Source organism: Streptomyces sp. NPDC014889, assembly GCF_043081205.1.
Lineage (GTDB): Bacteria > Actinomycetota > Actinomycetes > Streptomycetales > Streptomycetaceae > Streptomyces.
The window spans coordinates 69,324-93,661 of record NZ_JBIBWH010000013.1; the positions used below are offsets into that span (position 1 = coordinate 69,324).

Below are 24,338 nucleotides of genomic sequence, written 5' to 3' on the forward strand. Positions count from 1 at the left end.
GGGGGCTACAGCGGCGTGACGTACGCGCCCGAGATCCCGCCGTCGACGAGGAAGTCGGTGGCGTTCACGAAGGACGAGTCGTCGCTCGCGAGGAACGCGACCGCGGCCGCGATCTCGTCGGCCTCCGCGAACCGCCCGACCGGGATGTGCACGAGGCGTCGCGCCGCCCGCTCCGGGTCCTTCGCGAACAGTTCCTGGAGGAGTGGGGTGTTGACGGGCCCCGGGCAGAGCGCGTTCACGCGGATGCCCTCGCGGGCGAACTGCACACCCAGCTCCCGGGACATGGCGAGCACGCCGCCCTTGGACGCGGTGTAGGAGATCTGCGAGGTGGCGGCGCCCATGATGGCCACGAACGAGGCTGTGTTGATGATGGAACCGCGGCCCTGGCGCCGCATGTAGGGGATGGCGGCCTTGCAGCACAGGTACACCGAGGTCAGGTTGACCTCTTGGACCCGCCTCCAGGCGTCCAGGCCGGTCTCCAGGATCGAGTCGTCGTCCGGCGGCGAGATGCCCGCGTTGTTGAAGGCGATGTCGACGGAGCCGTAGGTGTCGAACGCGGCTCTGAACAGCGCCTCGACCTGCTCGGCGTCGGTCACGTCCACCTTCACGAAGGTGCCGCCGACCTCTTCGGCGGCGGCCTTGCCCGCGCTCTCGTCGATGTCGCCGCAGACGACGTTCGCCCCCTCGGAGGCGAGGCGGCGCGCGGTGGCGAGGCCGATACCGCTGCCTGCGCCGGTGATGACGGCGGTACGGCCGACGAGTCGGCGGCAGACGTTGCTGGTGTCGGTCATGAGTGCTCAGCCCTCCGTGGTGTCCGTGCTGGTGGAAACGTCGCTGATGAAGACGTTCTTGGTCTCGGTGAAAGCGGCGAGCGCGTCCGGGCCGAGTTCGCGGCCGAGTCCCGACTGCTTGTAGCCGCCGAACGGGGTCCAGTAGCGAACGCTGGAGTGGGAGTTGACGGAGAGGTTCCCGGCCGCGACGGCGCCGGACACGCGCAGCGCCCGGCCCACGTCACGCGTCCAGATCGACCCGGACAGGCCGTACTCGGTCGCGTTGGCGAGCCGTACCGCGTCGGCCTCGTCCTCGAAGGGCAGGACGACGGCGACCGGGCCGAAGACCTCTTCGGCGGCGAGGGGCGCGGCCGGGTCGACGTCGGTGACGACGGTCGGCGGGAACCAGAAGCCGGGCCCTTCGGGCGCGCTGCCGCGGATCGCCTTCAGGTCGTCGGTGACGTACGACCGTACGCGCTCCAGCTGGGCCTTGGAGATCAGCGGGCCCATCTCGGTGCGCTCGTCGCTCGGGTCGCCGACGACGACGGACTCGATGCCGGGCGCGAGCAGGTCCAGGAAGCGGTCGTAGACCGAGCGCTGGACGAGGATGCGGGTGCGGGCGCAGCAGTCCTGCCCCGCGTTGTCGAGGAACGACATGGGCGCGGCAGCGGCGGCGGCCTCGATGTCGGCGTCGGCGAAGACGATGTTGGGGCTCTTGCCGCCGAGTTCGAGGGTCACGCGCTTCACGCGAGCGGCGCACCTGGCCATGATCGCCTTGCCGACGCGGGTGGATCCGGTGAACACGATCTTGGCCACGCCGGGGTGCTCGACGAGTGCGTCGCCCGCCACGTCCCCTGCGCCGGGCAGCACTTGGAAGAGGTGTTCGGGAAGGCCTGATTCCAGGGCGAGTTCCGCGAGCCGGAGCGCGGTCAGCGGGGTCGTCTCCGCGGGTTTGAGGAGAACGGCGTTGCCGGCCGCGAGGGCGGGTGCGGTCCCCCACGCGGCGATCGGCATCGGGAAGTTCCACGGCGCGATGACACCGACGACCCCGAGCGGTTCGAGGATCGTGATGTCGAGTCCGCCGGGGACGGGGATCTGGCGGCCGGACAGGCGTTCCACTCCCCCGGCGGCGAAGTCGAGCAGATCGCGGGCGTTTCCCGCCTCCCAGCGCGCGTTGCCGATGACGTGCCCGGCCTCGAGCACCTCCAACTGCGCCAACTCTTCCAGGTGTCCGTCGACCGTTGCGGCGAAGCGGCGCAGCAGCCTGGCCCGGTCGGCGGGCGCGAGGGCGGCCCAGCGGGTCTGTGCCACGGCCGCCCGCGCGACGGCCGCGTCGACGTCCGCGGCACTCGCGGCGGGGACGGTCGCGACGACTTCTTCGGTCGCCGGGTTCAGTACCTGGTGCTCGTGCACGTACGTGTCCATGTCCTCGTGGTCCTCGTGGTCCTCGTGGTCCTCGCGCTCGTACGACAAGAAGGGCCTCACATGCGTTCGAAGGAGCGGCGGAGTTCCCAGTCGGTCACCGAGGCGTCGAAGGCTTCGAGTTCGACGCGGGCCATGTTGCGGTAGTGCGCGACCACTTCGTCGCCGAAGGCGGCCTTGGCGATCGCGCTGTTCTCCCAGAGCTCGGCGGCCTCGCGCAGCGTGGTGGGGACGTGTTCGTAAGGGGCGGTGTACGCGTTGCCCGGACATGCCTCGGGCAGCTCCAGGCGCTGCTCGATGCCGTGGAGACCGGCGGCGATCAGGCCCGCGACCGCGAGATGCGGGTTGACGTCGCCGCCGGGCAGCCGGTTCTCGAAGCGCAGCGAACGGCCATGGCCGACGACGCGCAGCGCGCAGGTGCGGTTGTCGTGTCCCCAGGCGACGGCGGTCGGCGCGAAGGAGCCGGGCTGGAAGCGCTTGTAGGAGTTGATGTTGGGGGCGTAGAGGAGGGAGAAGTCGCGCAGCGCGGCCAACTGGCCGGCGAGGAAGTGCCGCATCACCGGGGACATGCCGCCGGGCCCCTCCCCGGCCATGGCGCTGGTGCCGTCCGCGTCGGCGAGTGAGAGGTGGATGTGGCAGGAGTTTCCCTCGCGCTCGTTGTACTTCGCCATGAAGGTGAGGGCGTAGCCCTCCTGTGCGGCGATCTCCTTGGCACCGGTCTTGTAGACGGCGTGCTGGTCGCAGGTGACCAGGGCTTCGTCGTAGCGGAACACGATCTCGTGCTGGCCGGGATTGCACTCGCCCTTCGCGGATTCGACGGTCAGGCCGGCCCCGCTCATCTCGTTGCAGATGCGGCGCAGCAGCGGCTCGATGCGGCCGGTGCCGAGGACCGAGTAGTCGACGTTGTACTGGTTGACCGGGGTGAGGCCGCGGTAACCGGCGTCCCAGGCCTGTTCGTACGAGTCCTTGAAGACGATGAACTCGAGCTCCGTGCCGACGTTGGCCGTGTAGCCGAGCTCGGCGAGCCGTTCGAGCTGGCGGCGCAGGATCTGGCGGGGCGCGGCCACGACCGGGGTTCCGTCCTCCCAGGTGAGGTCGGCCATCAGCATCGCGGTGGCTCGATGCCAGGGCACCCGGCGCAGGGTGGCCAGGTCGGGGCGCATGGCGAAATCGCCGTAGCCGCGGTCCCAGGAGGACATCTCGTAGCCTTCGACGGTGTTCATCTCCGCGTCGACGGCGAGAAGGTAGTTGCAGCACTCCGTGCCGTGCTGGAGGACTTCGTCGAGGAAGAAGCGGGCAGCGAACCGCTTACCCTGGAGCCGCCCTTGCATATCGGGGAAGGCCAGGACGACAGTGTCGATCTCGCCGCTCGCGACGAGGGCGCGAAGCTCCTCGACACTGAGCGGGGGTGTGCGGTCTGCCACGGGAAAGCCTCCTTCGGTCAGCCGAGACCCATAAGGTATTGCCGAGAACCATTGCTTGGGAAGGGGTGCGGCCAGATGTCGCAGACGGAGGCGGGCGAGGGTGCCTGCACGGACGACCGGCTGTCTCCGGTACTGCGGCCGGTGCGGGCGGGGAACGGTTTCGAGGAGGCTCTTGAACAGATACTCCAGGTCGTACGGCTGGGCCTGGTGCCCGGCGGCGAGCGACTGCCGTCGGAGCGGGAGCTGGCGGACCGGCTCGGCATCAGCCGGGTGACGCTGCGCGAGGTGCTGAAGGTCCTCCAGGACCAGGGTCTGGTGGAGTCGCGGCGTGGCCGCTACGGCGGAACGTTCGTCCTGCCGAAGGCGGCCGCCCCCGGCGAGGACGAGCTGCGCCGCCGGATCGAGGAGGTCGACGTCGAGGACGTCCTGCGGTTCCGGGAGGTGCTGGAAGTGGGCGCGGCCGGACTGTGCGCGGCACACGGGCTCACCGACGAACAGGCGGGGCGGCTGCGGGACGCGCTCGCCCGCACGCACGACGCGCCGCTCACCGAGTACCGCCGGCTCGACACGCTGCTGCACCTCACACTCGCCGAGCTGTCCGGATCGCCGACGCTCACCGCGCAGTACGCGGCCGTGCGCGCGACCGTGAACGACCTGCTGGACTGCATCCCGCTGCTGGTGCGGAACCTGGAGCACTCACAGCGCCAGCACACCGCAATGGTCGAGGCCGTACTCGACGGGGACGCCGACGGCGCGCGTGAGATGACGCGGGAGCACTGCGCGGGCACGGCCGCGTTGCTGCGCGGCTTCCTGACGTGAGCAGGGCGGTTCAGCGCGACGGCGCGCACGGGTCTTGATTTCCCGGCACCGCCGACACAAAGGTATGAATCCGTTCCATGGAGTGCTTCGTGGCGCTCACCGCGACGGAAGCCGAGTGGGAGACGCGACGGAGGACCGTGAAGGAGCACACAGTGGGCAAGCCGCTCATCGGCGTCAGCACCTATCTGGAAGCCCGGGCGTCCTGGGGGGTCTGGGAGCTGCCCGCGGCGCTGCTGCCCGCCGGATACCCGCGGCTGGTGCAGGCCGCGGGCGGGCTCGCGACCATGCTGCCGCCGGACGATCCGTCCCACGCGGCGTCGGTGGTCGCCCGCCTCGACGGGCTGGTCGTCGCGGGGGGCCCGGACGTCGAGCCGGAGCGCTACGGCGCCGAGCGCGAGCCGCGCACCGGGCCGCCCGCGCGGGAGCGTGACGCCTGGGAACTCGCCCTGATCCGGGCCGCGTTGGACTCCGGCACACCTCTGCTCGGCATCTGCCGCGGCATGCAACTGCTGAACGTCGCACTCGGCGGCACCCTCGTCCAGCACATCGACGGACACACCGAGGACGTCGGCGTCTTCGGCTCCCACCCGGTGACCCCCGTGGCGGCCACCCGGTACGCGGCCGTGGTGCCGGAGGAGACGTACGTCCCGACGTACCACCACCAGGCGGTGGCCCGCCTGGGGGAGGGTCTGCGCGCCTCGGCCCATGCGGCGGACGGCACGGTGGAGGCGGTCGAACTGCCCGGCGACCGTTTCGCGCTGGGCGTGCAGTGGCACCCCGAGATGGGCGAGGACGTACGCGTGATGACCGCACTGGTGCGCGCCGCGTCGGGCGGCTGAATCCGGGCGCCAGCGCCAGAACGCGCCGACACCGGTGGGTCTAGTGCCGACCGCGGTCCGGGATCCACGGTGCCCGGTGCCGCGGGCGGAACCTCCGTTCCGCCCGCGGTGTCGTTACGCGCGGTGGTACTGGACGGGGGCGGAGACCTCGCCACCGAGTTCGGCGGCGGCGTGACGCGCCCAGTACGGGTTGCGCAGGAGCTCACGGGCCAGGAGGACGGCGTCCGCCTTGCCGGAGGTGATGATGTCCTGGGCCTGGGCCGGTTCCGTGATCATGCCGACAGCCGCCACCGGCATACCGGTCTGCCTGCGGACCTGCTCGGCGAAGGGCACCTGGTAGCCGGGGCCGGTCTCGATCTTCGCGTCGGGGGCGCTGCCTCCGGTGGAGACGTCCATCAGGTCCACGCCACGTGCCTGGAGTTCCTTGGCGAAGCGGACGGTGTCGTCGACGGTCCAACCCTCGCGGTCGTCCTCCGGGTCCTCCGTGAGCCAGTCGGTGGCGGAGATGCGGAAGAAGACCGGCAGCTCCTCGGGCCACGTGGCGCGGACCGCTTCGACGACCTCCAGGGCGAACCGGATCCGGCCCTCGAACGAGCCGCCGTACTCGTCGGTGCGTCGGTTGCTGTGGGGGGACAGGAACTGGTGGATCAGGTAGCCGTGCGCGCCGTGGATCTCGGCGACCTCGAATCCGGCCGCCAACGCGTGCCGGGCGCCGTCGGTGAACTGCTGGACGATCTCCGCGATCTGCTCCTTGCTCAGCTCGTCGGGCGTCGTCGACGACTCGGCGAAGGGAAGGGCGCTGGGGCCGACCGGCTTCCAGCCGTAGGGCTCGTCCGGGGTGATCTGGCGTCCGCGGTCGACCCAGGTGCGCTCGGTCGAGGCCTTGCGCCCGGCGTGCGCCAGCTGGATGCCGGGAACGGTGCCCTGCGTCTTCAGGAACGCGGTGATGCGCTGGAAGGCGGCGACCTGCGTGTCGTTCCAGATGCCGAGGTCGTAGGGGCTGATCCGTCCCTCGGGGCTCACGGCCGTGGCCTCCGTGATGATCAGGCCGGTGCCGCCGGAGGCGCGGGCGGCGAGGTGGGCGAAGTGCCAGTCCGCCGGGGCGCCGACCGTCTCACCGTCCGGGGCGGCGCTGTACTGACACATCGCCGCCATCCAGATGCGGTTGGGGATGGTCAGCGACCTGATGGTGTAGGGCGTGAAAAGGGTGTTCAAGTCCAACTCCTCGCAAGTGACCCAAGGGGCTGCGGTGAAGCACCGGCGGTCAACTCCCGCTGACCCGGTCCAGCCCCACCAGCATTAATTGCATCCGCCGCCATTTTACCCCAGCCGCATACTCGCGTGCGCAAGGAACCGTGGAGGTGGGGGCCCCGGGACTCGCCGAGGCGAAGGCGGAGACGCGCAGCAGGGTGCGCGGGGTCACGGGGCGCTCCCAGGCCGGGACGTCCCGGGCAGGCTGGGCACAGGTCATGATCAGGCCTTTCGGGGGGTGCGTTCGGCGAAGTCGGTGGCGGTCGCGTCGAAAGTGGTCCACTGGACGCCGTCGCGGGAATTGATGTGCTCGATCAGTCGCTCGAGGGCCATGAGCACCTGCAGCCGGCCGGACACGTCCGGGTGGACGGTCATGGTTGTTGGGGCTGGCCTTGATGAACATCATCGGAGGCAGGTCGTCCCGGTACCAGTTGGCCCGGATCTCGACCCGCGGGAGATGTCGTCGGGAGAGCCCTCTCCGCCGTAGGAGCCGAGCCGGCCGGCCACCGCGTCGATGTCCACGCCGAAGGACACGAAGATCTCTTCACTCATGATTCTCCTTCCTCTCCGCCCTAGCGCACCGGCGCCGCACGGCGCTGGGCCGACTGTGAGGTCCGCGCTGAATGTGAGGGCTCAGGCTCCGTCGGGTGAGGGCTGTCCGAGCCACTGCGACACGACCGATCCCGGGTCCTCCGGCTTGTGGGCGAGGGCCACGGACAGCAGCAGCCGGGCCTGCCACGGGCTGAGATCACCGGCGAAGACCGCACCGGCACGGTCCAGGTCCGCACCGCCGCCGGCGGTGTACAGCGGGGTGACCGGCCCGCTGAACGCCCGGCTGCACACCAGGACCGGAACGCCTCGGTCCACCAGCCGCCCCACGGCCTGTGCCACTGCGGGGGGGGCGGGATCCCGCCGCCACCACCCTGCGCACCGGCCGCAGCAGCATCTTCGGCGTACTGGCCCCCCCGCCTGACCGACTTCGTCCTGGCGCGCATCTACGAGGGGCTCGACGCGGCCGCCGCCCGGCACGGCTTCAACACCTTCGTCGCCAACACCACCGACGACCCGGCCCTGCGGCGTGACCGCCTCGAAGAGCTCCTGGCACGGCGGGTAGCCGGCATCGTCCTGGGGGACGCGCGGCTCGACGGCTACGACCTGGTGAAGCTCCTCGACCGCAGGCACATCCCCTACGTCCTCGTCTCGCGGCGCCTGACAGGACACCTGTCCGTCACCACCGACGATCTCCTCGCTGGACGGCTGGCCGCCGAGCACCTCCTCCAGCTCGGTCACCACTGCGTGGGAGTCGCCGCCGGGGAGCCCTACGCGAGCACCGGAGTCGAGCGCACTGCCGGTTTCGTGCGCCGCTATGCCGAAGCCGGCTTCCCCCTCCCCCCGCAGTACGTTCTCCCGTCCCGCTTCGACACCGCAGGGGGCCACGCCGCGGGCGCGGCACTGCTCGCCCTCGTCCCGCGCCCCACGGCCATCTTCGCGGTCAACGACACCGCCGCCATCGGCGTCATCGGGGCTCTGCGGGAGTACGGACTGCGCCCCGGCAGCGACGTGGCCGTCGTCGGATACAACGACATCCCCGTCGCCGCGGACATGCCCGTGCCCCTCACCACGATCCACTCACCGATGTTCGAAATGGGTGAACAGGCCATGAGCCTGCTCATCGATCGCCTGCACGGACGACGCGTCCGCTCAAAACGACTGCGCCCCCACTTGATCGCCCGCGACTCGACGCTCGACGACTGACCAGCGGCCCTGACGTGGCGTCATCTGGGTCGCAGTCGACGTTCGGGGCGGGTTACCGGAGTGGTCCTCGCTCGTTGACGAGCACCGTAGGCGCGGACAGGAACACATCGGGCTTCGTCGGACCGTAGGCAATGTTGAACGTGTCCAGCCAGTACGACCAGTCCCGCACGCCCGCTGCGCTGCTGAATCGATAGTTGAGCTGCCAGCGCACCCACTGACCTGGGACAAGTCGTACCGCTGGGGGCCGTCTCGGCCGGGGCGGCAGAGCAAACAAGGGCTGCACCCGGGGGAAGACCCGCAGTCGTCCGTCGGTTTCCCGGAGTTGGACATCGACCTTGCTCAGGTCTTCCTCGTTCTCATGCGGCTCGAAGCCGTCTCGCTCGTGCATGCGGATCACATGGGCGGCAGCGCCCTCTATGTGTGGGAGAGCGAAACCGATCGGAGCCGCGTTCCTGCGCGCGGCGGCCTCTCCTCCCCTGGAACGCTTCGTCCAGGACGTCCTTGTCCACTGGACGGTGATCTCCATGGCGTGTCCCCGCCGCTCGTCGAGGAGTTCACTCTATGCCGGTGCTCTGGAATCACCGGGCCTGTCCGGCAGGACGTGGCTGTAGCACCGTCGACGTCAGGATCATGCCTGACGACCCTCGCACCACGCCGCTCGATGTACGCCGATCAGCGCGCCCCTCGCGGTGAACACGCCCGCAGGGCACGATCGGTGACGGTCAGGCGAGCCTCGCGCGCCCTGCCACGGACGCGGTCGGCACCGGTGCTGACGGTGAGTGCGAGCGGCGCGGATCCGGCCGCCGCCCGTCGAGTTGTCCGCGAACTCCCCCGGAATTGTCCGTGATCGGTAACGGACGCATCCCGTGGCTGCTGTCCCTCGTCCTGCCAGGTGGCCGGAAGGCGGCCGAGGGTGGCGAGGAACTGCGGGAAAGCGGGGCGGACATGGCACGGCACGGTGGCGGGCAGGGCTGGTACGGCAAGGTGGCCGGGGCGGCGCTCGGGGTGACGGTGCTGGCCGCCGGCGCCTCGCTGTGGACCGCGCAGGCCGATGCCGTGCGCGGCCCGTCGCCGAAGGCCGCCGCGTCGGCCGCGCCGGGCGGTGGCGTCGAGCCGGTGGCGGCGACCATCGCGCACGCCTCGGACAAGGGGGCGCGCGGCGTCAACATCACCATCGACGACGGACCCGACCCCGTCTGGACCCCCCAAGTGCTCGACGTGCTGCGGGAGTACGGTGTGAAGGCCACGTTCTGCATGGTGGGGACGCAGGCGCAGGCCCACCCGGACCTCGTCAAGAAGGTGGTCGCGGCCGGGCACCGGCTGTGCGACCACACGGTGTCGCACGACACCACCATGGACACCAAGTCCCAGGCCTACCAGTCGCAGCAGATACTCGACGCCGAACACATGATCACCAAGGCGTCCGGGGGCGTACGGCCGATGTACTACCGGGCGCCCGGTGGGGCCTTCACCCCCTACAGCCGCAAGCTGGCCGCGTCCCGTGGCATGCGCCCGCTGGGCTGGAACGTGGACTCCAAGGACTTCGAGCGGCCGGGCACGGATGCCATCGTCGCCACCGTCCAGCAGGAGTTGCCGAACGGGCCGACACTCCTCTTCCACGACGCCGGCGGCGACCGCTCCCAGACCGTCAGCGCCCTGCGCCGGATCCTTCCCCGGCTCAAGGAGCAGGGCTACTCCTTCGGCTTCCCCGAGCGCTGAGCCCCGGCCTGGTCGGTGGAGGGAGACGACGGACCCGAGTGGTGCCGTCGGGGACGCCGCCCTCACCGCTCCGCGCCGGACACCCCTGTCATCAGCCGGGCGTGCAGCAGCAGGCGTTCCTCGACCTCCTCGGCCGTCGCCGCGGCGCCGGGAACCGCCCGAGTTCCACCTGGACGCTCCCCAGCAGAAGGCCCCGGTGACCACTCCGGAGTGAGCGCGGGAGCGCCTCCCCTCTCGCCACGCCGCGCCGACCGGGCTCCCCGCCCGGCCGGCGCGGACCAGCAGGCCGAGGGGCTCCCCTCCGACTCGTCCACGCGCGTCCTACGCGGGCCAGTCCGGCCAAGGGTCCGGCGCGGAGCGGGCAGCCGTGCGTCACAGCACGTGACGTCGTCCAGCGCCACGGCGGGACGCTCACCCCCTCCCAGGCACCTCGCGGCGGCGCGCTCTTCCACGTAAAAACTCCCGCGCTGTACCGGACCGCCGGGGTTGCGTCACGCTGGATGAGAGGGCGGCGCGGCGCCCGTGCCGTTCCAGTCGGTGAACAAGGTGAGGCAGGTGAGGTGCACATGGCAACTCTGGACATCCGCGACCTGCACTGTTCGGTCCACACCGACGCCGGGCCGCGCGAGATCCTCCACGGGGTCGACCTGGCTGTGCGGCAGGGCGAGACCCACGCCATCATGGGCCCCAACGGCTCCGGCAAGACCACCCTCGCCTACGCGCTCGCCGGCCACCCGAAATACCTGGTCACCTCCGGCAGCGTCACCCTGGACGGCGAGGACGTGCTCGCGATGAAGGTCGACGAGCGGGCGCGGGCCGGAATCTTCCTCGCCATGCAGTACCCCGTCGAGGTTCCGGGCGTATCCATGTCCAACTTCCTGCGCAGCGCGGCCACCGCCGTCCGCGGCGAGGCCCCCAGGCTGCGCACCTGGCTCAAGGAGGTACGCGAGGCGATGGAACGCCTTCAGATCGATCCCGCCTTCGCCGAGCGCAACGTCAACGAGGGCTTCTCCGGAGGGGAGAAGAAACGCCACGAGATCCTGCAGCTCGAGCTGCTCAAGCCGAAGATCGCGATCTTGGACGAGACCGACTCCGGCCTCGACGTCGACGCGCTGCGCATCGTCGCCGAGGGCGTCAACCGCGTACGCGCCACGGGACAGGTGGCCACGCTGCTGATCACGCACTACACGCGCGTCCTGCGCTATGTCCACCCCGACCACGTGCACGTCTTCGCCGACGGTCGCATCGCCGACTCCGGCGGCCCGGAACTCGCCGACCGGCTGGAGGACGAGGGCTACGAGGCCTACGTGAAGGGCGCGGCGCAAGGCTGAACAACCCGCTCCGCGCCCCTTCTCCCGGCGGCTGCCCCGGAGGGCCGGGCCGGCGACCGTCTCACACAGGGGACTTTCGCGCGAGTTCCGTCTCGATGAGACGGTTCAGATGCCGGCGGGCGTCCTCCGTCGTCAGCGGGGGTGTCTGGCGCAGGTGCTGCAGGGCCAGGCCGTCGGCGAGGGCGGCGAAGCGGACCGTGAAGCCGTCGGGGTCGTCGCAGGTGAACTCGCCCTCGGCGACGCCCCGTTCGACCAGATGGCGGATCTGGAGGTGCCAGGCCTCGTAGCGCTGGGCCTGACCGCGGGCGAAGGTCGCGTCGGCGCCCTGCTCCCCCGCGTTCCAGTAGTCGAACCACATGCGCCAGTGCCGGTCGGTGTCCTCGGTGAACAGGGCGTCGACCATCAGCCGCAGACCCTCGGCACCGCTGGTGGCCTCCTCCGCCGCCTCGTTGAGCGCCGCGTAGTACCGCTCGATGTGCAGGATCATCGCCTCCGACAGGATCTCCTGGACGCTGCCGAAGTGGTACGTGACGGTGCCGACCGACACCCCGGCCGCGGCGGCGACGTCGCGCACCCCCACCGACGCGTAGCCGCGTTCGGCGATCAGGGGGACCGCCGCCTCCACGATGAGGCGGCGGCGTACCTCGGTGGGCTGGCGAGTGCGGTCCGCGGCGGCTACGGCACGGCGCGGGCCCTTCGCCGCCGTCATCCCGACGTCCTCGGGGTGGTGCGGTGCCATGCGCGCTTGGCCACTGTCTCTCCGTTCGCACGTGCTTCGATGCGGCTGTCCATCACGAAGTCCGCGGCCGTGGCCCGCAGCTCCGTACGCGCCATGATCTCAGCGTCCCAGTCGTCCCCGCGACGCAACCGGATGTGCCACTCGGAGACGGCCCGCGCGGACAACGGGTCGTCGTGGCGGATGCGGTAGGTCTCGCGCGCGCTCTCCTCGTAGCGCAGTCCGTCCGGGTACGTACGCGATCCCCCGTAGTTCGGGTCGACCTCCAGCGTCCACTCCCCCTTCGCCACGTCGTGGGTGACCAGCCGCTCGGGGCGCGGCTTCGCGGGTGCGTCGTACGTCACCGGCAGCGGTGGCGCCTGCTCGGGCTCCTCGAAGCGGATCTCCGGCTCGTCCCCCGGCTCGCGTACGGGCAGCAGCAGGGCGCTGTCGGCGGGAAGCACGGTCAGCTCGCCGCGTTCGCCGTGCGGCCAGACCCACGGCCAGTACGCGTCGGAGACGGCGACCCGGATGCGGTGTCCGGGCGGGAACGCGTAGCCGATACCGGTCAGTTCGAACTCGACGTCCTCGTATGTGCCCGGCGTCCACTCGGCCACCCGTTCCCGTCCGTGCCTGCTGAGCAGGTTGAGCACCCCTCGGGTCACGAGCGTCGACGAGCCGTCGGGCGCGACGTCGCAGAGGCGGGCGATCACGTTGGCGCGCGGGGTCGCGCTGTCGAGCCGCAGTCTCAGCCGCGGACGGCCGAGTATCTCGACCCGCTCCTGGAGCGCCTCCGAGTCGAAGCAGACGGACCGTCCGTCCTCCTCGCGCTGGTCGGGCGGCAGGTCGCTCGCGTTGCCGAAGGGGAAGAAGCGGCCGGCGTCGACGCCGGTGTGCTGCGGGGAGCGAACGACGACGGGACCGGGCTCCGTGCCCAGCGGGCGCTCGCTCCAGGTGATCTTCCGGGACGGCCGGTCCGTGTCCCCCACCCAGCGGCCGGGCATCGCGTCGTACGAAGTGGCGGGCGGGAACGGGTCGTTGACCCAGGCCCTCAACAGGGGCTCCGCCATGACACCGGTGTCCTCGTCCTTCAGCCAGTGGTCCCACCAGCGGAGGGTCTCCTGGAGGAAGCCGATCGCGGGGCCGGGCGGGAGTCCGCGGTCGGGGTACTGGTGGGACCAGGGACCGACGATGCCGCGGACGCGGTCGGCCGGCAGGTGTTCGACGAGCCGCAGCACGGTGTCGCGGTACGGGTCGTTCCAGCCGCCCACCGCCAGCACCGCGGCCCGCAGCGCTCCGTAGTCCTCGCACACGCTTCCGTGCCGCCAGTAGGCGTCCCGCTGCTGGTGGTCCAGCCAGGTGTGCAGGAAGGGTTCGAGGGAGTCGAGGCGTTCGCGCCACATCGGCAGCCACCGGTCGTCCCCGACGACCTGTGGGTCCGGCGGCCGTGAGGCGAAGGCGAGCATGGTGCCGGCCCAGGCGGGCATGTCGATGCCGAGGACGGCGCCGCCGCTGTAGTGGACGTCGTTGTCGTAGCGGTCGTCGGTCGAGCAGACCGTGACGATCGCCTTGAGCGGTTCCGGGGCGAGGGCCGCGATCTGCAGGGAGTTGAAGCCGCCCCAGGAGATGCCGAACATGCCGACCCGGCCGGTGCACCAGGGCTGTGCGGCGAGCCAGTTGACGACGTCGACGCCGTCCGCGAGTTCCCGCGCGTCGTACTCGTCGCCGGGCGTGCCCTCGCTGTCGCCGTGGCCGCGGATGTCGACACGGACGGAGGCGTAGCCGTGGCCCGCGTACCAGGGGTGGCGCTGGGCGTCGCGGGGTGCGGTCCAGTCGCTCTTGCGGTAGGGCAGGTATTCGAGCAGCGCGGGGACGGGGGACGCCTCCGCGTCGGCGGGGCGCCAGACGCGGGCGTGCAGACGGGTGCTTCCGTCGCCCACCGGGATCCATACGTCCTCGCGCACGACCTGGCGCTCGAACTGCTCGCGGTACCTCACGCGGCTCCTTCCGTGGTCACCGTGCGCTTGGCCGGCACGGATCCTTGCGTCGTCGCCGGGCGCCAGCGGCGCACTCGGTGACCGTGTCCGTGGTCTGTCCAGACCTTGTCCGGTTCGGCGGCGTCCGCCCAGTGGACGACGTCGGCGGCGAGCGGCCGTGCGTCCGGGTCGGGTTCGAGGGCGGCTGCCATCAGCTGTCTGGTGTAGGGGTGGCCGGGCTCGGTGAACACGGCCTCCGTCGGGCCCTCCTCCACCACGACGCCGTGCCGCAGGACGACCACCCGGTCCGCGATGCCGCGGACGACGGCCAGGTCGTGACTGATGAACAGGCAGGCCAGGTCGCGCTCGCGGCGCAGGTCGTCCAGCAGCCGCAGGACGTCGGCCTGGACCGACACGTCGAGGGCGGTGGTGATCTCGTCGGCGATCAGCACGTCCGGTCCGCCCGCAAGCGCGCGTGCGATGCCGATGCGCTGGCGCTGGCCGCCCGAGAGCTGGGCGGGCAGCCGGTCGGCGAAGGCGGGGTCGAGCCGTACGTCGGAGATCAGTTCGCGGGCGCGGTCCGCGGCCTGCGCACGGCCCTCGACCGTGCCGAAGAAGCGCAGCGGCCTGCGGATGGCGTCGCCCACCGAGCGGCGCGGGTTGAGGGAGGTGTCGGCGTTCTGGAAGACGAGCTGGACGCGGCGGCGCAGATCGAGTGGGCGCTTGCCCGCCGGGCGGGCGAGGTCGCCGCTCTCGTGGGTCATCGTCCCGCCGGAGGGGGTGCGCAGCCCGGCGAGCGTCCAGGCGAGCGTGGACTTCCCGCTGCCCGACTCCCCGACCAAGGCGAGGACTTCGCCGCGCCGGACGTCGAAGGACACACCGTGCACCGCGCGGGAGGAGCCGTAGTCGATCGTCACGTCCCGCGCGGAGACGGCGACTCCGGCCTCGGGGGACAGCGCCGCCCTGGGCCTGATCTCGCGCTCCCCCGTCTCGCTCACCAGGGCGAGACCGGCGTCGTCGAGGCGTGGCACGCTCGCCAGCAGCCGTTTGGTGTACGGGTCCTGCGGCGCGGTGAAGAGCCGTCGGGTCGGCGCCGACTCCACGATCCGGCCCGAGCGCAGCACGGTCACCTCGTCGGCCATGTGCGCGACCACGCCGAGGTCGTGGCTCACCAGCACGGCGGCCAGGCCGAGTTCGTCGCGCAGGGCGCCGATCAGGTCGAGGACGCTGCGCTGGGTGACGACGTCCAGGCCGGTCGTGGGCTCGTCCAGGACGAGGACCTTGGGGCGGGCGGCGATGGCCATGGCGATGGCGACGCGCTGCTGCTGACCGCCGGAGAGTTCGTGCGGGTAGCGGCGGGCGAGTTCGGCCGGGCGGGGCAGCCGGACCTGTTCGAGCAGGTCGAGGACCGGGACGTCGCCGCCCGCCTCCCCGATCTGCCGCCCGATGCGCATGGAGGGGGTCAGCGCGTGGCCGGCGTTCTGCGCGACCATGGCGACGGTGCCGCCGCGCAGCCGTCTGAGCTCGCGTGCGGGAAGGGCGAAGACGTCCTTGCCGTCCACGCGCACCGAGCCGCCCGTGATCCGCGATCCGTGCCGCAGATGGCCGAGCAGCGTGGCCGCGACGGTCGACTTGCCGCTGCCGGACTCGCCGACGAGGGCGAGCGTGTGCCCCTCGGCGACCTCCCAGGACACCTCCCGCACGACGGGTACGTCGCGGCCGCCCGAACGGTAGGAGACGGAAAGGGAGTTCACGGAAACGATCGAGGTCATCAGGAGCCCTCCCTGATCCGGTCCACGCCCCACGCCTTGGACAGGCCGTCGGCCGCGAGGTTGAGTCCGATCACCAGCGTGGCCAGGGCGATGATGGGCGCGAGGCTCGCCATCGGGACGACGGTGATGGCGGTGCGGTTCTCGGCGACCATCAGGCCCCAGTCGGGGGTCGGCGGGTCGGCGCCGAAGCCGAGGAAGGACAACGAGGAGATGAGGAGGACGACCCAGGAGGCCCGCATGGCGAACTCCACGCACACCACGTCGGTGATGTTGGGCAGGATCTCCCTCCGCAGGATCGACCAGGTCCGCTCGCCCCGGGCACGGGCCGCCGTCACGTAGTCGGCGGGGGCGACGGCGAGCGCCGCTCCCCGCACCACCCGGACGACCTGGGGCACGTAGACCACGGCGATGGCGAGGACGATGACCGCCGGGCCCGTGCCGAGCGCCGTCACGATGACGAGGAGCGCGAGGATCGACGGCACGGACAGCACCGCGTCGAGCACGCGGCCCAGGACGTCGTCGAACCAGCCCCCGCGCAGTGCGGCGGCGCAGCCGACGACCGTGCCGAGGGCGACGGTCAGGACGGTCGCGGCCACCGACACGCCGAGTGCGTAGCGGCCGCCGTACAGGACGCGGGCGAGGACGTCGCGCCCGTACTGGTCCGTGCCCGCCCAGTGCTCCCAGCTCGGGCCGAGCAGTGCGTGGGAGGCGTCGCCCGCGACCGGGTCGTACGAGGTGAGGAGCGGTGCGAGCAGGGCGATCAGCACGTGCACGGCGACGATCGCCAGGCCGACCAGGGCGGTGCGCGAGGAGCGCAGCGTGCGCCAGGCGCGGGCCGCACGGGTCGCGGAGGCGACCGGCGCGGCCACCGGCGCGGTGTCGAGCGTGGTCATCGGGTCCTCCCTCCCGTACGGAGCTTGGGGTTGAGGGCCATGGCGCCGAGGTCGGCGGCGAGGTTGCAGACGACGTAGACGACGGCGCTGATCAGCGCGATGGCCTGGATGACGGGCAGGTCGCGGTTCTGTACCGAGGAGAGCATCAGCTTGCCGATGCCCGGATAGTTGAAGACGTTCTCGACGACCGCGACGCCTCCGGCGAGCCAGGCGACGTTCAGCGCGATCACGTGCAGCGTCGGCAGCAGGGCGCCGGGCAGCGCGTGCCGGGTGACGACGCGCCAGGTGGACAGGCCCTTGAGCCGGGCCGTGGTGACGTATTCGCTCGCCATGACGTCGATGACGGAGGTACGGGCCATGCGCACGATGTAGGCGGCCATGACCACGGCGAGCGCGAGTGCTGGGAGCCAGACAGCGGGCAGCAGTTGGCCCACGCTCGCCTCGGGGCCGTACAGCACGACCGCGGGGAACCAGGGCAGCGCGATCGAGAAGCAGAGCACCAGCACGGTGGCGACCACGAACTCGGGGACGCTCATGCCGACCAGGCTGACGGTCGAGATCAGGTGGTCGGGCCAGCGGTCGCGGTACAGGCCCGCGAGGATGCCGAGCACGATCGACCCGGTGACGGCGAAGAACACCGTGACGAGGGCGATGAGCGCCGAGTTGCCGAGGTGGGTGGCGACCTCGCCGCCGACGGGCCGGCCGGAGACGAGGGAGGTGCCGAAGTCGCCGTGCAGCGCGCCGCGCATCCAGTGCGCGTACCGCTGCCAGGCGGGCTGGTCGAGTCCGAGCTTTCCGCGCAGGGCGGCGACGGCGTCCGGGGTGGCGTCCTTGCCGAGGATCTGGGTGGCGACGTCGCCGGGCAGGGCCTGGACGGCGAGGAAGACGATCACGGAGGACAGGACGAGCGTGCCGACGGCCGAGCCCACGCGGCGGGCGACGAACGACAGCATGGTCACGCTCCCTTCAGGCCGATGCCGAGGTAGTCGAACTCGAAGCCGTGCTCGTCGTATCCGCGCACCTGGCGGGAGATGCCGACGAGCCGGTCGGCGAACATCGGGGTCATCGCCCCGCCCCTCTCGATCACCATCGCCTGCGCCTCGCCGTACAGGTCGTGGCGCAACGCGTCGTCGGTCTCGCGTCTGGCCCGGTCGAGGAGCGCGTCGAATTCCTTGTCGGACCAGGCGGTCTCGTTGTAGGAGGAGCCGCTGCGGAAGATCTGGGTGAAGAGCTGGTCGACGGGCCGGCCGGTGAACCAGTAGGTGGCCATGAGGGGCTTCTTCATCCAGATCTGCGTGTAGTACGAGTCCGCGGACGCCGTCTTGACCCGGATACGGATGCCGGCCCGGCCGGCCGAGTCCCGGTAGGCGAGGGCCATGGGCGTGAACAGCGGGTCGTACGCGGAGGTGTAGAGGTCGACGGCGAGTCCCTCGTGGCCCGCCTGCTTGAGCAGGTACCGCGCCTTCTCCGGATCGTGCGCGGGGTGCGCGGAGATGTGGACCGGGTCGGAGGGCGGCACCGGGTTGTCCCAGCCGGCGCTGCCCGCGCCCTGCAGGGCCGCCTTCACCACGTGCTCGGGGTCGTAGGCGAGCTTCATCGCCTGGCGCACGCGGACGTCGGTGAAGGGCTTCTCGGTGGTCAGCATCGGGAGCACGTACCACTGGGCGTTCTTCACCCGGGCGACGGTGGCCCGGTCGGAGGCGGCGACCACGCGGGCGGTCGCGAAGTCGAGGTTGGTCTGGGAGAGCAGGTCGACCTGGCCCGCCAGCAGGGCGTTCGAGCGGGCCGACATGTCGGCGACCGAGTAGAAGGCGATGGCGTCGAGGACGGGGCGGCCCGCCCAGTGGTCGTGGTACGCGGTGATGCGCCCGGGTCCGGCCGGGGCGAACGACTCCAGCCTGAAGGGGCCGGTGCCGATGCCCGTGCGCCCGATGGACTTCGCGCTGCCGTCGGGGACGACGTAGCAGTTGTAGTGCGTCAGCAGGCTCGGGAACTCCGCGTTCGGGGTCTTCAGCGGGACCACGAGCGTGTGGGGGTCGGGCGTGCGCAGCGCCTCGGGGTCGATGAGCGGCGCGAGGACGGCGGCCTGCGGGGACGCCGTCGCCTTGTCCAGGATGTGGCGCAGGGTGTAGGCCGCGTCGGCGGCGGTGAAGGCGCGCCCGTCGTGGAACGTGACGCCCTTGCGGAGGCGGAAGGTCCAGGTGGCGGCCTTGTCGTCGGGCTCCCAGGACTCGGCGAGGTCGGGGGCGAGCATGCCGTCCGCGCCGATCCGGACGAGCCTGTTGTAGAGGGCGCCCAGGTATTCGTAGGCCGACAGGGAACTGGCCGGATCCAGTGTCTCGGCGTCGGACGCGGCCGGCCGCGCGATCCGCAGCGTGCCGCCGCGGGCGGGCGCGCCCTGCTGCGCGGCGGCGGGCAGGACGGGCGTGGACGCGGCCCCCGTGCAGCCGGTCAGCAGCCAGGACGCGCCGAGGGAAGCGACGCCCGCGGCGAGGACCGACCGCCGTCGAAGGTGGTGGGTGTCGGGCATGAACCGACCGTCCTTCTCGCTATTCGTTCAGCGGAACGATTGAGTGAAGTGCGTGAACGATAACGAGTGGACGGTTTCGCGCCAACCCTTGGAGTGCGGAAATTTGACTTCGGAGACGCAGTCGTTACGCGCCCCTGGACTCCTGGTACCGGGGGCGCACCCTGCAGCAGGCCGCGGTGCAGTGGTTCAGCTGTCCGGGGCTGTCTGGACCAAGGACTCCCGCAAGGTCGACAGCTCGGTGGACACGAAGGACGGCACCTCTCCGAGCGGTGCCGGGGCGGTCCCCGTACGGATCGCGCCGGCAAGGGCCGCGAGCGCTCGGTGCAGCTGATCGTCGCCGTGGGCACTGAACAGCGAGCGGGAAGCCCCGTGTGCCGCCTCGCTGCCGCTGCCGACCTGCTCCAGCGCCCAGCAGGCGGCGAGCACCCGGTACGCCAGTCGTTGGGTGGCGACCACCGCGGGCCACATCAGCTCCGCGTCACTGCGCAGGACGACCGAGGAGTTGACACTCGCGTCGTAGGCGTGGAGTACGCCGATGGCCCGCATCTGGAGATCGCGTCTGGCCGCCCGGGCACCCGGGGTGGTGACTGCGCCGTCGGCCAGATGGTCCGACACGACGCCGACTGCTTCCAGGGCACGATTGATCGCCGCCGGGATGCGTGCCGCCGCCCCGGCTCGCATCGTCACGAGGAACACCGCGAGTGCCACGGCGCAGCCGATCGCGGTGTCGACGCCGCGGGCGAGCAGCAGTCCACCGAGCCCGGGAACGCGCTGTCCGCCGCTCACGATGGTCAGCGCGATGGCGGTGATGAAGACGACGGCCAGGGCGTAGTTGCGCACCACGAACATCTCGATCGAGAACTGCAGCAGCACGACGGTCAGCGCGAGCCACAGTCCGGTGGGATGCGCGGTGAGCACTCCCAGCGCGAGAATCAGCCCGACCCAGGTGCCGACCAGACGTTCCAGACCGCGCTGCATGGTGCGGACCCAGTCGAAGCCCTGGTGCAGCATCAGCACCGCGGCGGCGATGGCCCAGTAGGCGTGGTCCAGACTCAGGGCGGCGCCGATCATTCCGGCCACCAGGGCCGCGGCGCCGACCCGCAGGGTGACGAGGAGTTGTTCCGACCCGGCCGTGACCGCTTGCCGCACCAGACCGACCGGCCCGGGGCCGCCGTGCGGGAGTTCCTCCTCGCCGGCCGCGGCACCGGCCGAGGACGGGTGCTGGGCCTCAGCGGCGAGTCGTCGTGCATGGTCGGGTACGGCGCGGTCCAGGGGTGCGTCGCGGGCTGCGGCCCGCATGGCGTCGGCGAAGACCAGATGCAGTTCGCGGTTGAGTCGGCGCAGCCTGTACAACGTGCTGTCGGGGATGGTGCGGATCGGCTGGTAGGTGACCAGCGCCGCCCACGACTCGTGCATCGCCAGGGCGGCCCAGTGCCGGGCGGTGTCCTGCCGGGGTGTGCCCACCGCCTCGGCGAACCGCGCCACCGCGTCACCGGCGGTCGCGACCGCGGACTTCTCCGGACCCCGCGGCCACAGCAGAGCGCCGGACATATGGACCAGCCAGGCGAAGCCACCGCCCCCCAGCACCAGCAGGCCGGTGTGCAAGGGGCCCAGGTGCCCCGCGTGCATCGCGGTTCCGGCGGCACAGGCGAGGGCGACCATGTAGGCCCCGGGTGGACCGACGGCCAGGGCGTTGCACAGCAGGGTTGCCACCATCGCGATGAGGGCGACCACGAGCACGCCGACCCACACGACGGCGGCAGCCCATATGCCCGTCCCCACCGCGAACGCCAGGGACGCCGCGATGAGCGCGAGCCTGCCTGCCCGATAGAGGTAGGGCAGAGCGCTGCCGTACAACGCGGTGAAGCCACCGATCGTCGCCATGAGCCCGGCCGCGGTGTCGCCGGCGGCCCAGCCGATCACGACCGGCACGCCCATGCAGAACCCCGCGCGTGCCGCGAACGGCCACCGCCGCCTCGCGTCACGCAGCGCGAAAAGGGGGCGGATCCCGATCGGCCCCGGCCCCGGAGCGGGCGGGATCGGCGCCGGTGGCGCCGCCGGTCCTTGAGGCATGTTTCCAGCGCAGCACGGACAGCGTCCCGACGCTCGCCCTGCGCCCTGGGGCACTGGGCATTCCGTCCGGTGATCGACCTGGCTCTGTCGAAGGGGAGGGGGTCAGCCGGCTCACACGAGGCATACCGCATGCGCCACGAATCCCCGCCGTCTCCACCGAGCAGCATGAGGCCGACCGGGTGACGATGGATGTGTACTGACGTGAACACGCTGCTCCCCAGAGGAGGTAGGTGTCATGACATCTCCTTCCGGTTCCACATCTCCTTCCGATTCGCCGGGCCCCGCTCCCGAGCGCGGCACCGAGCCGCAAGAGAGTCCCCTGGGCGCGGGCATGGTGGCCCTGGCCAACATGGGCTGGCAGATCATGCTCACCATGGGCCTTGCCAGCATCGCCCTGGGCGTCGTCGCCCTGGTCTGGCCGGGCGCGACGCTGCGGGTCGCCGGTGTGCTCTTCGGCATCTATCTGCTGGTCACCGGTGTCTTCCAGCTGGCCGGCGCCTTCGGCACGCACGTGCCCCGGCATCTTCGCGTACTGCATTTCATCACCGGTGCGGTCGCCATTCTGCTGGGGCTGCTCTCCTTCAGGGGCACCCTGGAGTCGATCCTGCTGCTCGCCCTGTGGATCGGCTTCAGCTGGCTGCTGCGCGGCACCACTGAGACAGCCGCCGCGGCCTCCGCTCCGGAGATGCCGGCGCGCGGCTGGCACGTGGCCTTCGGCATCATCGGATCGCTGGCCGGTGTCGTGATGATCATCATGCCGTTCGCCACGATCGCGACGCTGACCCTGGTCGTGGGCGTCATGGCCATAGTTCTGGGCCTGACCGAGGTGGTCCGCGCCATCAGGACGCGCGTCGAGATCGGCCATCTCGCTGCGGGTCCGGCCACCCAGCGGCGGCCCTTGTTCCACGCCCGTCCGCACCCCCAGCACTGACCGACGGGGCCGAACCGGACGGCTGCCGCGTGAGCGGCGGCCGACCACTGCGGAGCCGCCGCCGAAAATCTCGCCGATGTCCGACTGGCCGACTCCGGTGGCCGGCTCCGCTCCACGCCGGGACTATCTCCCGGCCATGACGAGGGCGTCAGAGCTCGGCTGCCGCTGTCAGGCCCTCCAGGACCGCTTCCTCCACGGTGCGGGGGGTGACGCAGTCCCCGGCGGTGAGGACACGGTCGGCCGGGACACCGAAGGCGACGGGGTCGAGCTCGTCGACCGGGTCGTGGCCCTGGGCTAGGACGGTGCCCGCGACCCCTTCGAGCAGCACCGGCGCCTCGGTCAGGGTGTGCTGGAAGTACACGGTGTCGCTGTCGGCGCCGTAGAGCCGCACGTTGGGCACGATCTCGATCCGTGCCCGTACCGCCTGGGCCAGCATGGCGGCGCGCACGTACTGCTGCAGGTGCTCGCCGGCCGCGAAGCCCGTGACGCACAGCGTCACCTTCCTCCCGCGGCTCGCGAGCTGGAGGGCGACGCCCAGGCCGATCCAGTCGCCGCGCCAGTCCGCCACCACGATCCGCCCGCGCGGCACCTCGCCGCCTCGGATCACCGACCATGCGTCGAGCACCACGGGATCGTCGATCAGCTCCAGCCGCGGGCGGCGGGGCCGTGCGCCGGTCGCGAGCACCACGGCGTCCGGCGCCGCGGCGGCGAGGGCCGGGCCGTCCACCCGTGAGCCGACGATGATGCGGGCTCCCGCGCGTCGCGCCTCACCTTCGAGATTGGTGATCGCGCCGCCGAACTCGGCCCGGCCGGGCAGCAGTTGGGCGAGAAGCACCTGCCCGCCGACGCGCCGTCCCGCCTCGTGCAGTTCCACCTCGTGGCCGCGTGCCGCCGCCACGGCCGCAGCCTTCAGGCCTGCGGGTCCGCCGCCGACCACCAGCACCTTCTTGCGCCGTGTGATCGTCGGCAATGCGCCGAAGCGGCGCTCCCGGCCGGTCTCCGGGTGCTGGATGCAGGAGATCGGGTAGCCGAGCTGGAAGTGGCCGATGCAGGCCTGGTTGCAGCCGATGCAGGCGCGGATCTCCTCGGCGCGGTCGTCCGCGGCCTTGGCCGGCAGGTCCGGGTCGCAGATCAGGGCCCGGGTCATCGCACAGGCGTCCGCCTGACCGTCTGCGACGATCTGCTCCGCCTCCTGCGGCTGGTTGATCCGCCCGGCCACCATCACGGGGACGCCGACGACGGCGCGCACCCTGGCGGCGAGCGGCGCGGTGTAGCCGGCGGGCTGGAACATGGGCGGGGCGATGTGCTGGGCGCCGGACAGGCTGGACGAGCTGCCCGCACACACCGAGACATAGTCGACGAGTCCCTCGGCGTCGAGCTCGGTGACGGACTGGAGCACGAGTTCGCTGCTGAGGCCGTCATGGCTCAGTTCGTCGCCGGAGATGCGCAGGCCGACCACGAAGCCGTCTCCCGCATGCTTCCGGGCGCTGCGCAGCGCCGCGCGCAGGAAACGTATCCGGCCCTGCCGGTCGCCGCCCCAGCCGTCGTCGCGGACGTTCACCTCAGGGTTGAGGAACTGCGCGGGCAGGTAGCCGTGGCTGGCGACGATCTCCACGCCGTCGAGTCCGGCCTCGCGCAGTCGGCGGGCCGCCTGTCCGTAGCCGTCGAGAACCTCGCGGATCTCGGCCTCGGTCATGGCGCGCGGCATGACGTGGAAGCGCTCGCTCGGTGTCGCGGAGGGCGCCCAGGCGACCGGTGCGCTGCCGTCCTTTGACTCCAGGATCTCCCGGCCGGGGTGGAAGAGCTGGCCGAAGACCTTCGCTCCGTGCCGGTGCACCGCCTGCGCGAGCCGGGCATAGCCGGGAACGCACTCGTCGTCAGTGGCCATGAGCACGTGGGTGGTGTAGCGGGCCGACTCGTGCACGCCCGAGACCTGGAGCACGATGAGGCCGACGCCGCCTTGCGCGCGGGCCTCGTGGTAGGCGATCAGGTCCTCGGTGACCTCGCCGTCCCTGACCAGGACCGTGTCGTGGCCCGAGGACAGGATCCGGTTGCGTACCGTCACCGGGCCTATCTGCAGCGGGCTGAACAGGTGCGGGAACCGCACTCCCATGGAAT

At 71.4% G+C, this 24,338-nt stretch carries 22 protein-coding genes; 6 read left to right on the forward strand and 16 right to left on the reverse strand.

Translation table 11 applies throughout. The features are described 5' to 3' along the window. Positions 1 to 5: 5 nt before the first annotated feature. Genes ACF09J_RS25540 through ACF09J_RS25550 form a run of 3 tightly spaced genes read right to left on the reverse strand, consistent with a single transcriptional unit; the run spans position 6 to position 3,616 of the window. Entirely contained in the window at positions 6 to 791 is a 786-nt protein-coding gene (locus ACF09J_RS25540; protein ID WP_392307764.1) for a 3-oxoacyl-ACP reductase, read from the reverse strand. A gap of 6 nt (positions 792 to 797) precedes the next feature. After that, the gene (locus ACF09J_RS25545) at positions 798 to 2,195 is read right to left on the reverse strand and encodes an aldehyde dehydrogenase family protein (protein ID WP_392307923.1); all 1,398 of its coding nucleotides are present in this window, start codon (positions 2,193 to 2,195) and stop codon (positions 798 to 800) included. 56 nt (positions 2,196 to 2,251) lie between these two features. Further along, on the reverse strand, positions 2,252 to 3,616 hold the full coding sequence (locus ACF09J_RS25550; protein WP_392307765.1) for a glutamine synthetase family protein: 1,365 nt from the start codon (positions 3,614 to 3,616) through the stop codon (positions 2,252 to 2,254). A 75-nt stretch (positions 3,617 to 3,691) separates the two neighbouring features. Here ACF09J_RS25550 and ACF09J_RS25555 point away from each other — a divergent pair, with 75 nt between their 5' ends. Together ACF09J_RS25555 and ACF09J_RS25560 are read left to right on the forward strand one after the other, a co-directional pair. Further along, positions 3,692 to 4,435 (forward strand): FadR/GntR family transcriptional regulator, encoded by a 744-nt coding sequence (locus tag ACF09J_RS25555; RefSeq protein WP_392307766.1) that lies wholly within the window; start codon positions 3,692 to 3,694, stop codon positions 4,433 to 4,435. A 152-nt stretch (positions 4,436 to 4,587) separates the two neighbouring features. Further along, positions 4,588 to 5,274: a gamma-glutamyl-gamma-aminobutyrate hydrolase family protein gene (locus ACF09J_RS25560; protein WP_392307924.1), complete on the forward strand. Its 687-nt coding sequence runs from the start codon at positions 4,588 to 4,590 to the stop codon at positions 5,272 to 5,274. Positions 5,275 to 5,388: 114 nt separating this feature from the next. On the opposite strand, the gene ACF09J_RS25565 is transcribed toward ACF09J_RS25560, so the two are convergent. The 4 genes from ACF09J_RS25565 to ACF09J_RS25580 form a co-directional block, all read right to left on the reverse strand. Continuing rightward, positions 5,389 to 6,489 (reverse strand): NADH:flavin oxidoreductase/NADH oxidase, encoded by a 1,101-nt coding sequence (locus tag ACF09J_RS25565; RefSeq protein WP_392307767.1) that lies wholly within the window; start codon positions 6,487 to 6,489, stop codon positions 5,389 to 5,391. Between the two features lie 258 nt (positions 6,490 to 6,747). Then, on the reverse strand, positions 6,748 to 6,900 hold the full coding sequence (locus tag ACF09J_RS25570) for a hypothetical protein (RefSeq protein WP_392307768.1): 153 nt from the start codon (positions 6,898 to 6,900) through the stop codon (positions 6,748 to 6,750). A gap of 27 nt (positions 6,901 to 6,927) precedes the next feature. Next, on the reverse strand, positions 6,928 to 7,077 hold the full coding sequence (locus ACF09J_RS25575) for a hypothetical protein (RefSeq protein ID WP_392307769.1): 150 nt from the start codon (positions 7,075 to 7,077) through the stop codon (positions 6,928 to 6,930). Positions 7,078 to 7,158: 81 nt separating this feature from the next. After that, positions 7,159 to 7,554, reverse strand: coding sequence for a hypothetical protein (locus ACF09J_RS25580; RefSeq protein WP_392307925.1), 396 nt, complete (start codon positions 7,552 to 7,554; stop codon positions 7,159 to 7,161). On the opposite strand from ACF09J_RS25580, the gene ACF09J_RS25585 reads away from it, so the two are divergent. Continuing rightward, a complete protein-coding gene (locus ACF09J_RS25585; protein ID WP_392307926.1) occupies positions 7,519 to 8,280 on the forward strand; it encodes a substrate-binding domain-containing protein in 762 nt (253 codons plus the stop codon). The two genes, ACF09J_RS25580 and ACF09J_RS25585, sit on opposite strands and share 36 nt — an antisense overlap. A gap of 52 nt (positions 8,281 to 8,332) precedes the next feature. Here the strand turns inward: ACF09J_RS25585 and ACF09J_RS25590 are convergent, their stop codons facing one another. Continuing rightward, positions 8,333 to 8,806 carry a hypothetical protein gene (locus tag ACF09J_RS25590; RefSeq protein WP_392307770.1) on the reverse strand — a complete coding sequence of 158 codons (474 nt, stop codon included), beginning with the start codon at positions 8,804 to 8,806 and terminating at the stop codon, positions 8,333 to 8,335. A 419-nt stretch (positions 8,807 to 9,225) separates the two neighbouring features. On the opposite strand from ACF09J_RS25590, the gene ACF09J_RS25595 reads away from it, so the two are divergent. Next, a complete protein-coding gene (locus tag ACF09J_RS25595) occupies positions 9,226 to 9,999 on the forward strand; it encodes a polysaccharide deacetylase family protein (RefSeq protein WP_392307927.1) in 774 nt (257 codons plus the stop codon). Positions 10,000 to 10,565: 566 nt separating this feature from the next. Beyond that, positions 10,566 to 11,330: a Fe-S cluster assembly ATPase SufC gene (gene sufC, locus ACF09J_RS25600; RefSeq protein ID WP_392307771.1), complete on the forward strand. Its 765-nt coding sequence runs from the start codon at positions 10,566 to 10,568 to the stop codon at positions 11,328 to 11,330. 61 nt (positions 11,331 to 11,391) lie between these two features. Here the strand turns inward: sufC and ACF09J_RS25605 are convergent, their stop codons facing one another. The 7 genes from ACF09J_RS25605 to ACF09J_RS25635 all read right to left on the reverse strand — a co-directional run bounded on the left by ACF09J_RS25605 (position 11,392) and on the right by ACF09J_RS25635 (position 21,154). Then, positions 11,392 to 12,039 (reverse strand): TetR/AcrR family transcriptional regulator, encoded by a 648-nt coding sequence (locus ACF09J_RS25605; protein WP_392307772.1) that lies wholly within the window; start codon positions 12,037 to 12,039, stop codon positions 11,392 to 11,394. Then, complete coding sequence (locus ACF09J_RS25610; RefSeq protein ID WP_392307773.1) at positions 12,036 to 14,042, reverse strand: CocE/NonD family hydrolase; 2,007 nt, start codon at positions 14,040 to 14,042, stop codon at positions 12,036 to 12,038. Before ACF09J_RS25610 ends, ACF09J_RS25605 begins: the two co-directional genes overlap by 4 nt. Next, positions 14,039 to 15,793 (reverse strand): dipeptide ABC transporter ATP-binding protein, encoded by a 1,755-nt coding sequence (locus ACF09J_RS25615; RefSeq protein WP_392307774.1) that lies wholly within the window; start codon positions 15,791 to 15,793, stop codon positions 14,039 to 14,041. Before ACF09J_RS25615 ends, ACF09J_RS25610 begins: the two co-directional genes overlap by 4 nt. Continuing rightward, a complete protein-coding gene (locus tag ACF09J_RS25620) occupies positions 15,793 to 16,686 on the reverse strand; it encodes an ABC transporter permease (RefSeq protein ID WP_392307775.1) in 894 nt (297 codons plus the stop codon). The genes ACF09J_RS25615 and ACF09J_RS25620 overlap by 1 nt, the downstream gene beginning before the upstream one ends. Further along, on the reverse strand, positions 16,683 to 17,639 hold the full coding sequence (locus tag ACF09J_RS25625) for an ABC transporter permease (protein WP_392307776.1): 957 nt from the start codon (positions 17,637 to 17,639) through the stop codon (positions 16,683 to 16,685). Before ACF09J_RS25625 ends, ACF09J_RS25620 begins: the two co-directional genes overlap by 4 nt. Positions 17,640 to 17,641: 2 nt before the next feature. Beyond that, a complete protein-coding gene (locus ACF09J_RS25630; protein WP_392307777.1) occupies positions 17,642 to 19,216 on the reverse strand; it encodes an ABC transporter substrate-binding protein in 1,575 nt (524 codons plus the stop codon). Positions 19,217 to 19,402: 186 nt separating this feature from the next. Then, positions 19,403 to 21,154: an FUSC family protein gene (locus ACF09J_RS25635; RefSeq protein ID WP_392307778.1), complete on the reverse strand. Its 1,752-nt coding sequence runs from the start codon at positions 21,152 to 21,154 to the stop codon at positions 19,403 to 19,405. A gap of 370 nt (positions 21,155 to 21,524) precedes the next feature. Here ACF09J_RS25635 and ACF09J_RS25640 point away from each other — a divergent pair, with 370 nt between their 5' ends. Then, positions 21,525 to 22,220 carry an HdeD family acid-resistance protein gene (locus ACF09J_RS25640; protein ID WP_392307779.1) on the forward strand — a complete coding sequence of 232 codons (696 nt, stop codon included), beginning with the start codon at positions 21,525 to 21,527 and terminating at the stop codon, positions 22,218 to 22,220. A 148-nt stretch (positions 22,221 to 22,368) separates the two neighbouring features. On the opposite strand, the gene ACF09J_RS25645 is transcribed toward ACF09J_RS25640, so the two are convergent. After that, complete coding sequence (locus tag ACF09J_RS25645; protein WP_392307780.1) at positions 22,369 to 24,333, reverse strand: FAD-dependent oxidoreductase; 1,965 nt, start codon at positions 24,331 to 24,333, stop codon at positions 22,369 to 22,371. Positions 24,334 to 24,338 lie beyond the last annotated feature (5 nt).

Bases quoted from the DNA above. Each gene is read 5' to 3' on its own strand.
- ACF09J_RS25540 (WP_392307764.1), bottom strand. From the start codon at position 791: ATGACCGACACCAGCAACGTCTGCCGCCGACTCGTCGGCCGTACCGCC.
- ACF09J_RS25545 (WP_392307923.1), bottom strand. From the start codon at position 2,195: ATGGACACGTACGTGCACGAGCACCAGGTACTGAACCCGGCGACCGAA.
- ACF09J_RS25555 (WP_392307766.1), top strand. From the start codon at position 3,692: ATGTCGCAGACGGAGGCGGGCGAGGGTGCCTGCACGGACGACCGGCTG.
- ACF09J_RS25570 (WP_392307768.1), bottom strand. From the start codon at position 6,900: ATGACCGTCCACCCGGACGTGTCCGGCCGGCTGCAGGTGCTCATGGCC.
- ACF09J_RS25575 (WP_392307769.1), bottom strand. From the start codon at position 7,077: ATGAGTGAAGAGATCTTCGTGTCCTTCGGCGTGGACATCGACGCGGTG.
- ACF09J_RS25590 (WP_392307770.1), bottom strand. From the start codon at position 8,806: ATGGAGATCACCGTCCAGTGGACAAGGACGTCCTGGACGAAGCGTTCC.
- ACF09J_RS25595 (WP_392307927.1), top strand. From the start codon at position 9,226: ATGGCACGGCACGGTGGCGGGCAGGGCTGGTACGGCAAGGTGGCCGGG.
- sufC (WP_392307771.1), top strand. From the start codon at position 10,566: ATGGCAACTCTGGACATCCGCGACCTGCACTGTTCGGTCCACACCGAC.
- ACF09J_RS25605 (WP_392307772.1), bottom strand. From the start codon at position 12,039: ATGACGGCGGCGAAGGGCCCGCGCCGTGCCGTAGCCGCCGCGGACCGC.
- ACF09J_RS25615 (WP_392307774.1), bottom strand. From the start codon at position 15,793: ATGACCTCGATCGTTTCCGTGAACTCCCTTTCCGTCTCCTACCGTTCG.
- ACF09J_RS25620 (WP_392307775.1), bottom strand. From the start codon at position 16,686: ATGACCACGCTCGACACCGCGCCGGTGGCCGCGCCGGTCGCCTCCGCG.
- ACF09J_RS25625 (WP_392307776.1), bottom strand. From the start codon at position 17,639: ATGCTGTCGTTCGTCGCCCGCCGCGTGGGCTCGGCCGTCGGCACGCTC.
- ACF09J_RS25630 (WP_392307777.1), bottom strand. From the start codon at position 19,216: ATGCCCGACACCCACCACCTTCGACGGCGGTCGGTCCTCGCCGCGGGC.
- ACF09J_RS25635 (WP_392307778.1), bottom strand. From the start codon at position 21,154: ATGGGCGTGCCGGTCGTGATCGGCTGGGCCGCCGGCGACACCGCGGCC.
- ACF09J_RS25640 (WP_392307779.1), top strand. From the start codon at position 21,525: ATGACATCTCCTTCCGGTTCCACATCTCCTTCCGATTCGCCGGGCCCC.
- ACF09J_RS25645 (WP_392307780.1), bottom strand. From the start codon at position 24,333: ATGGGAGTGCGGTTCCCGCACCTGTTCAGCCCGCTGCAGATAGGCCCG.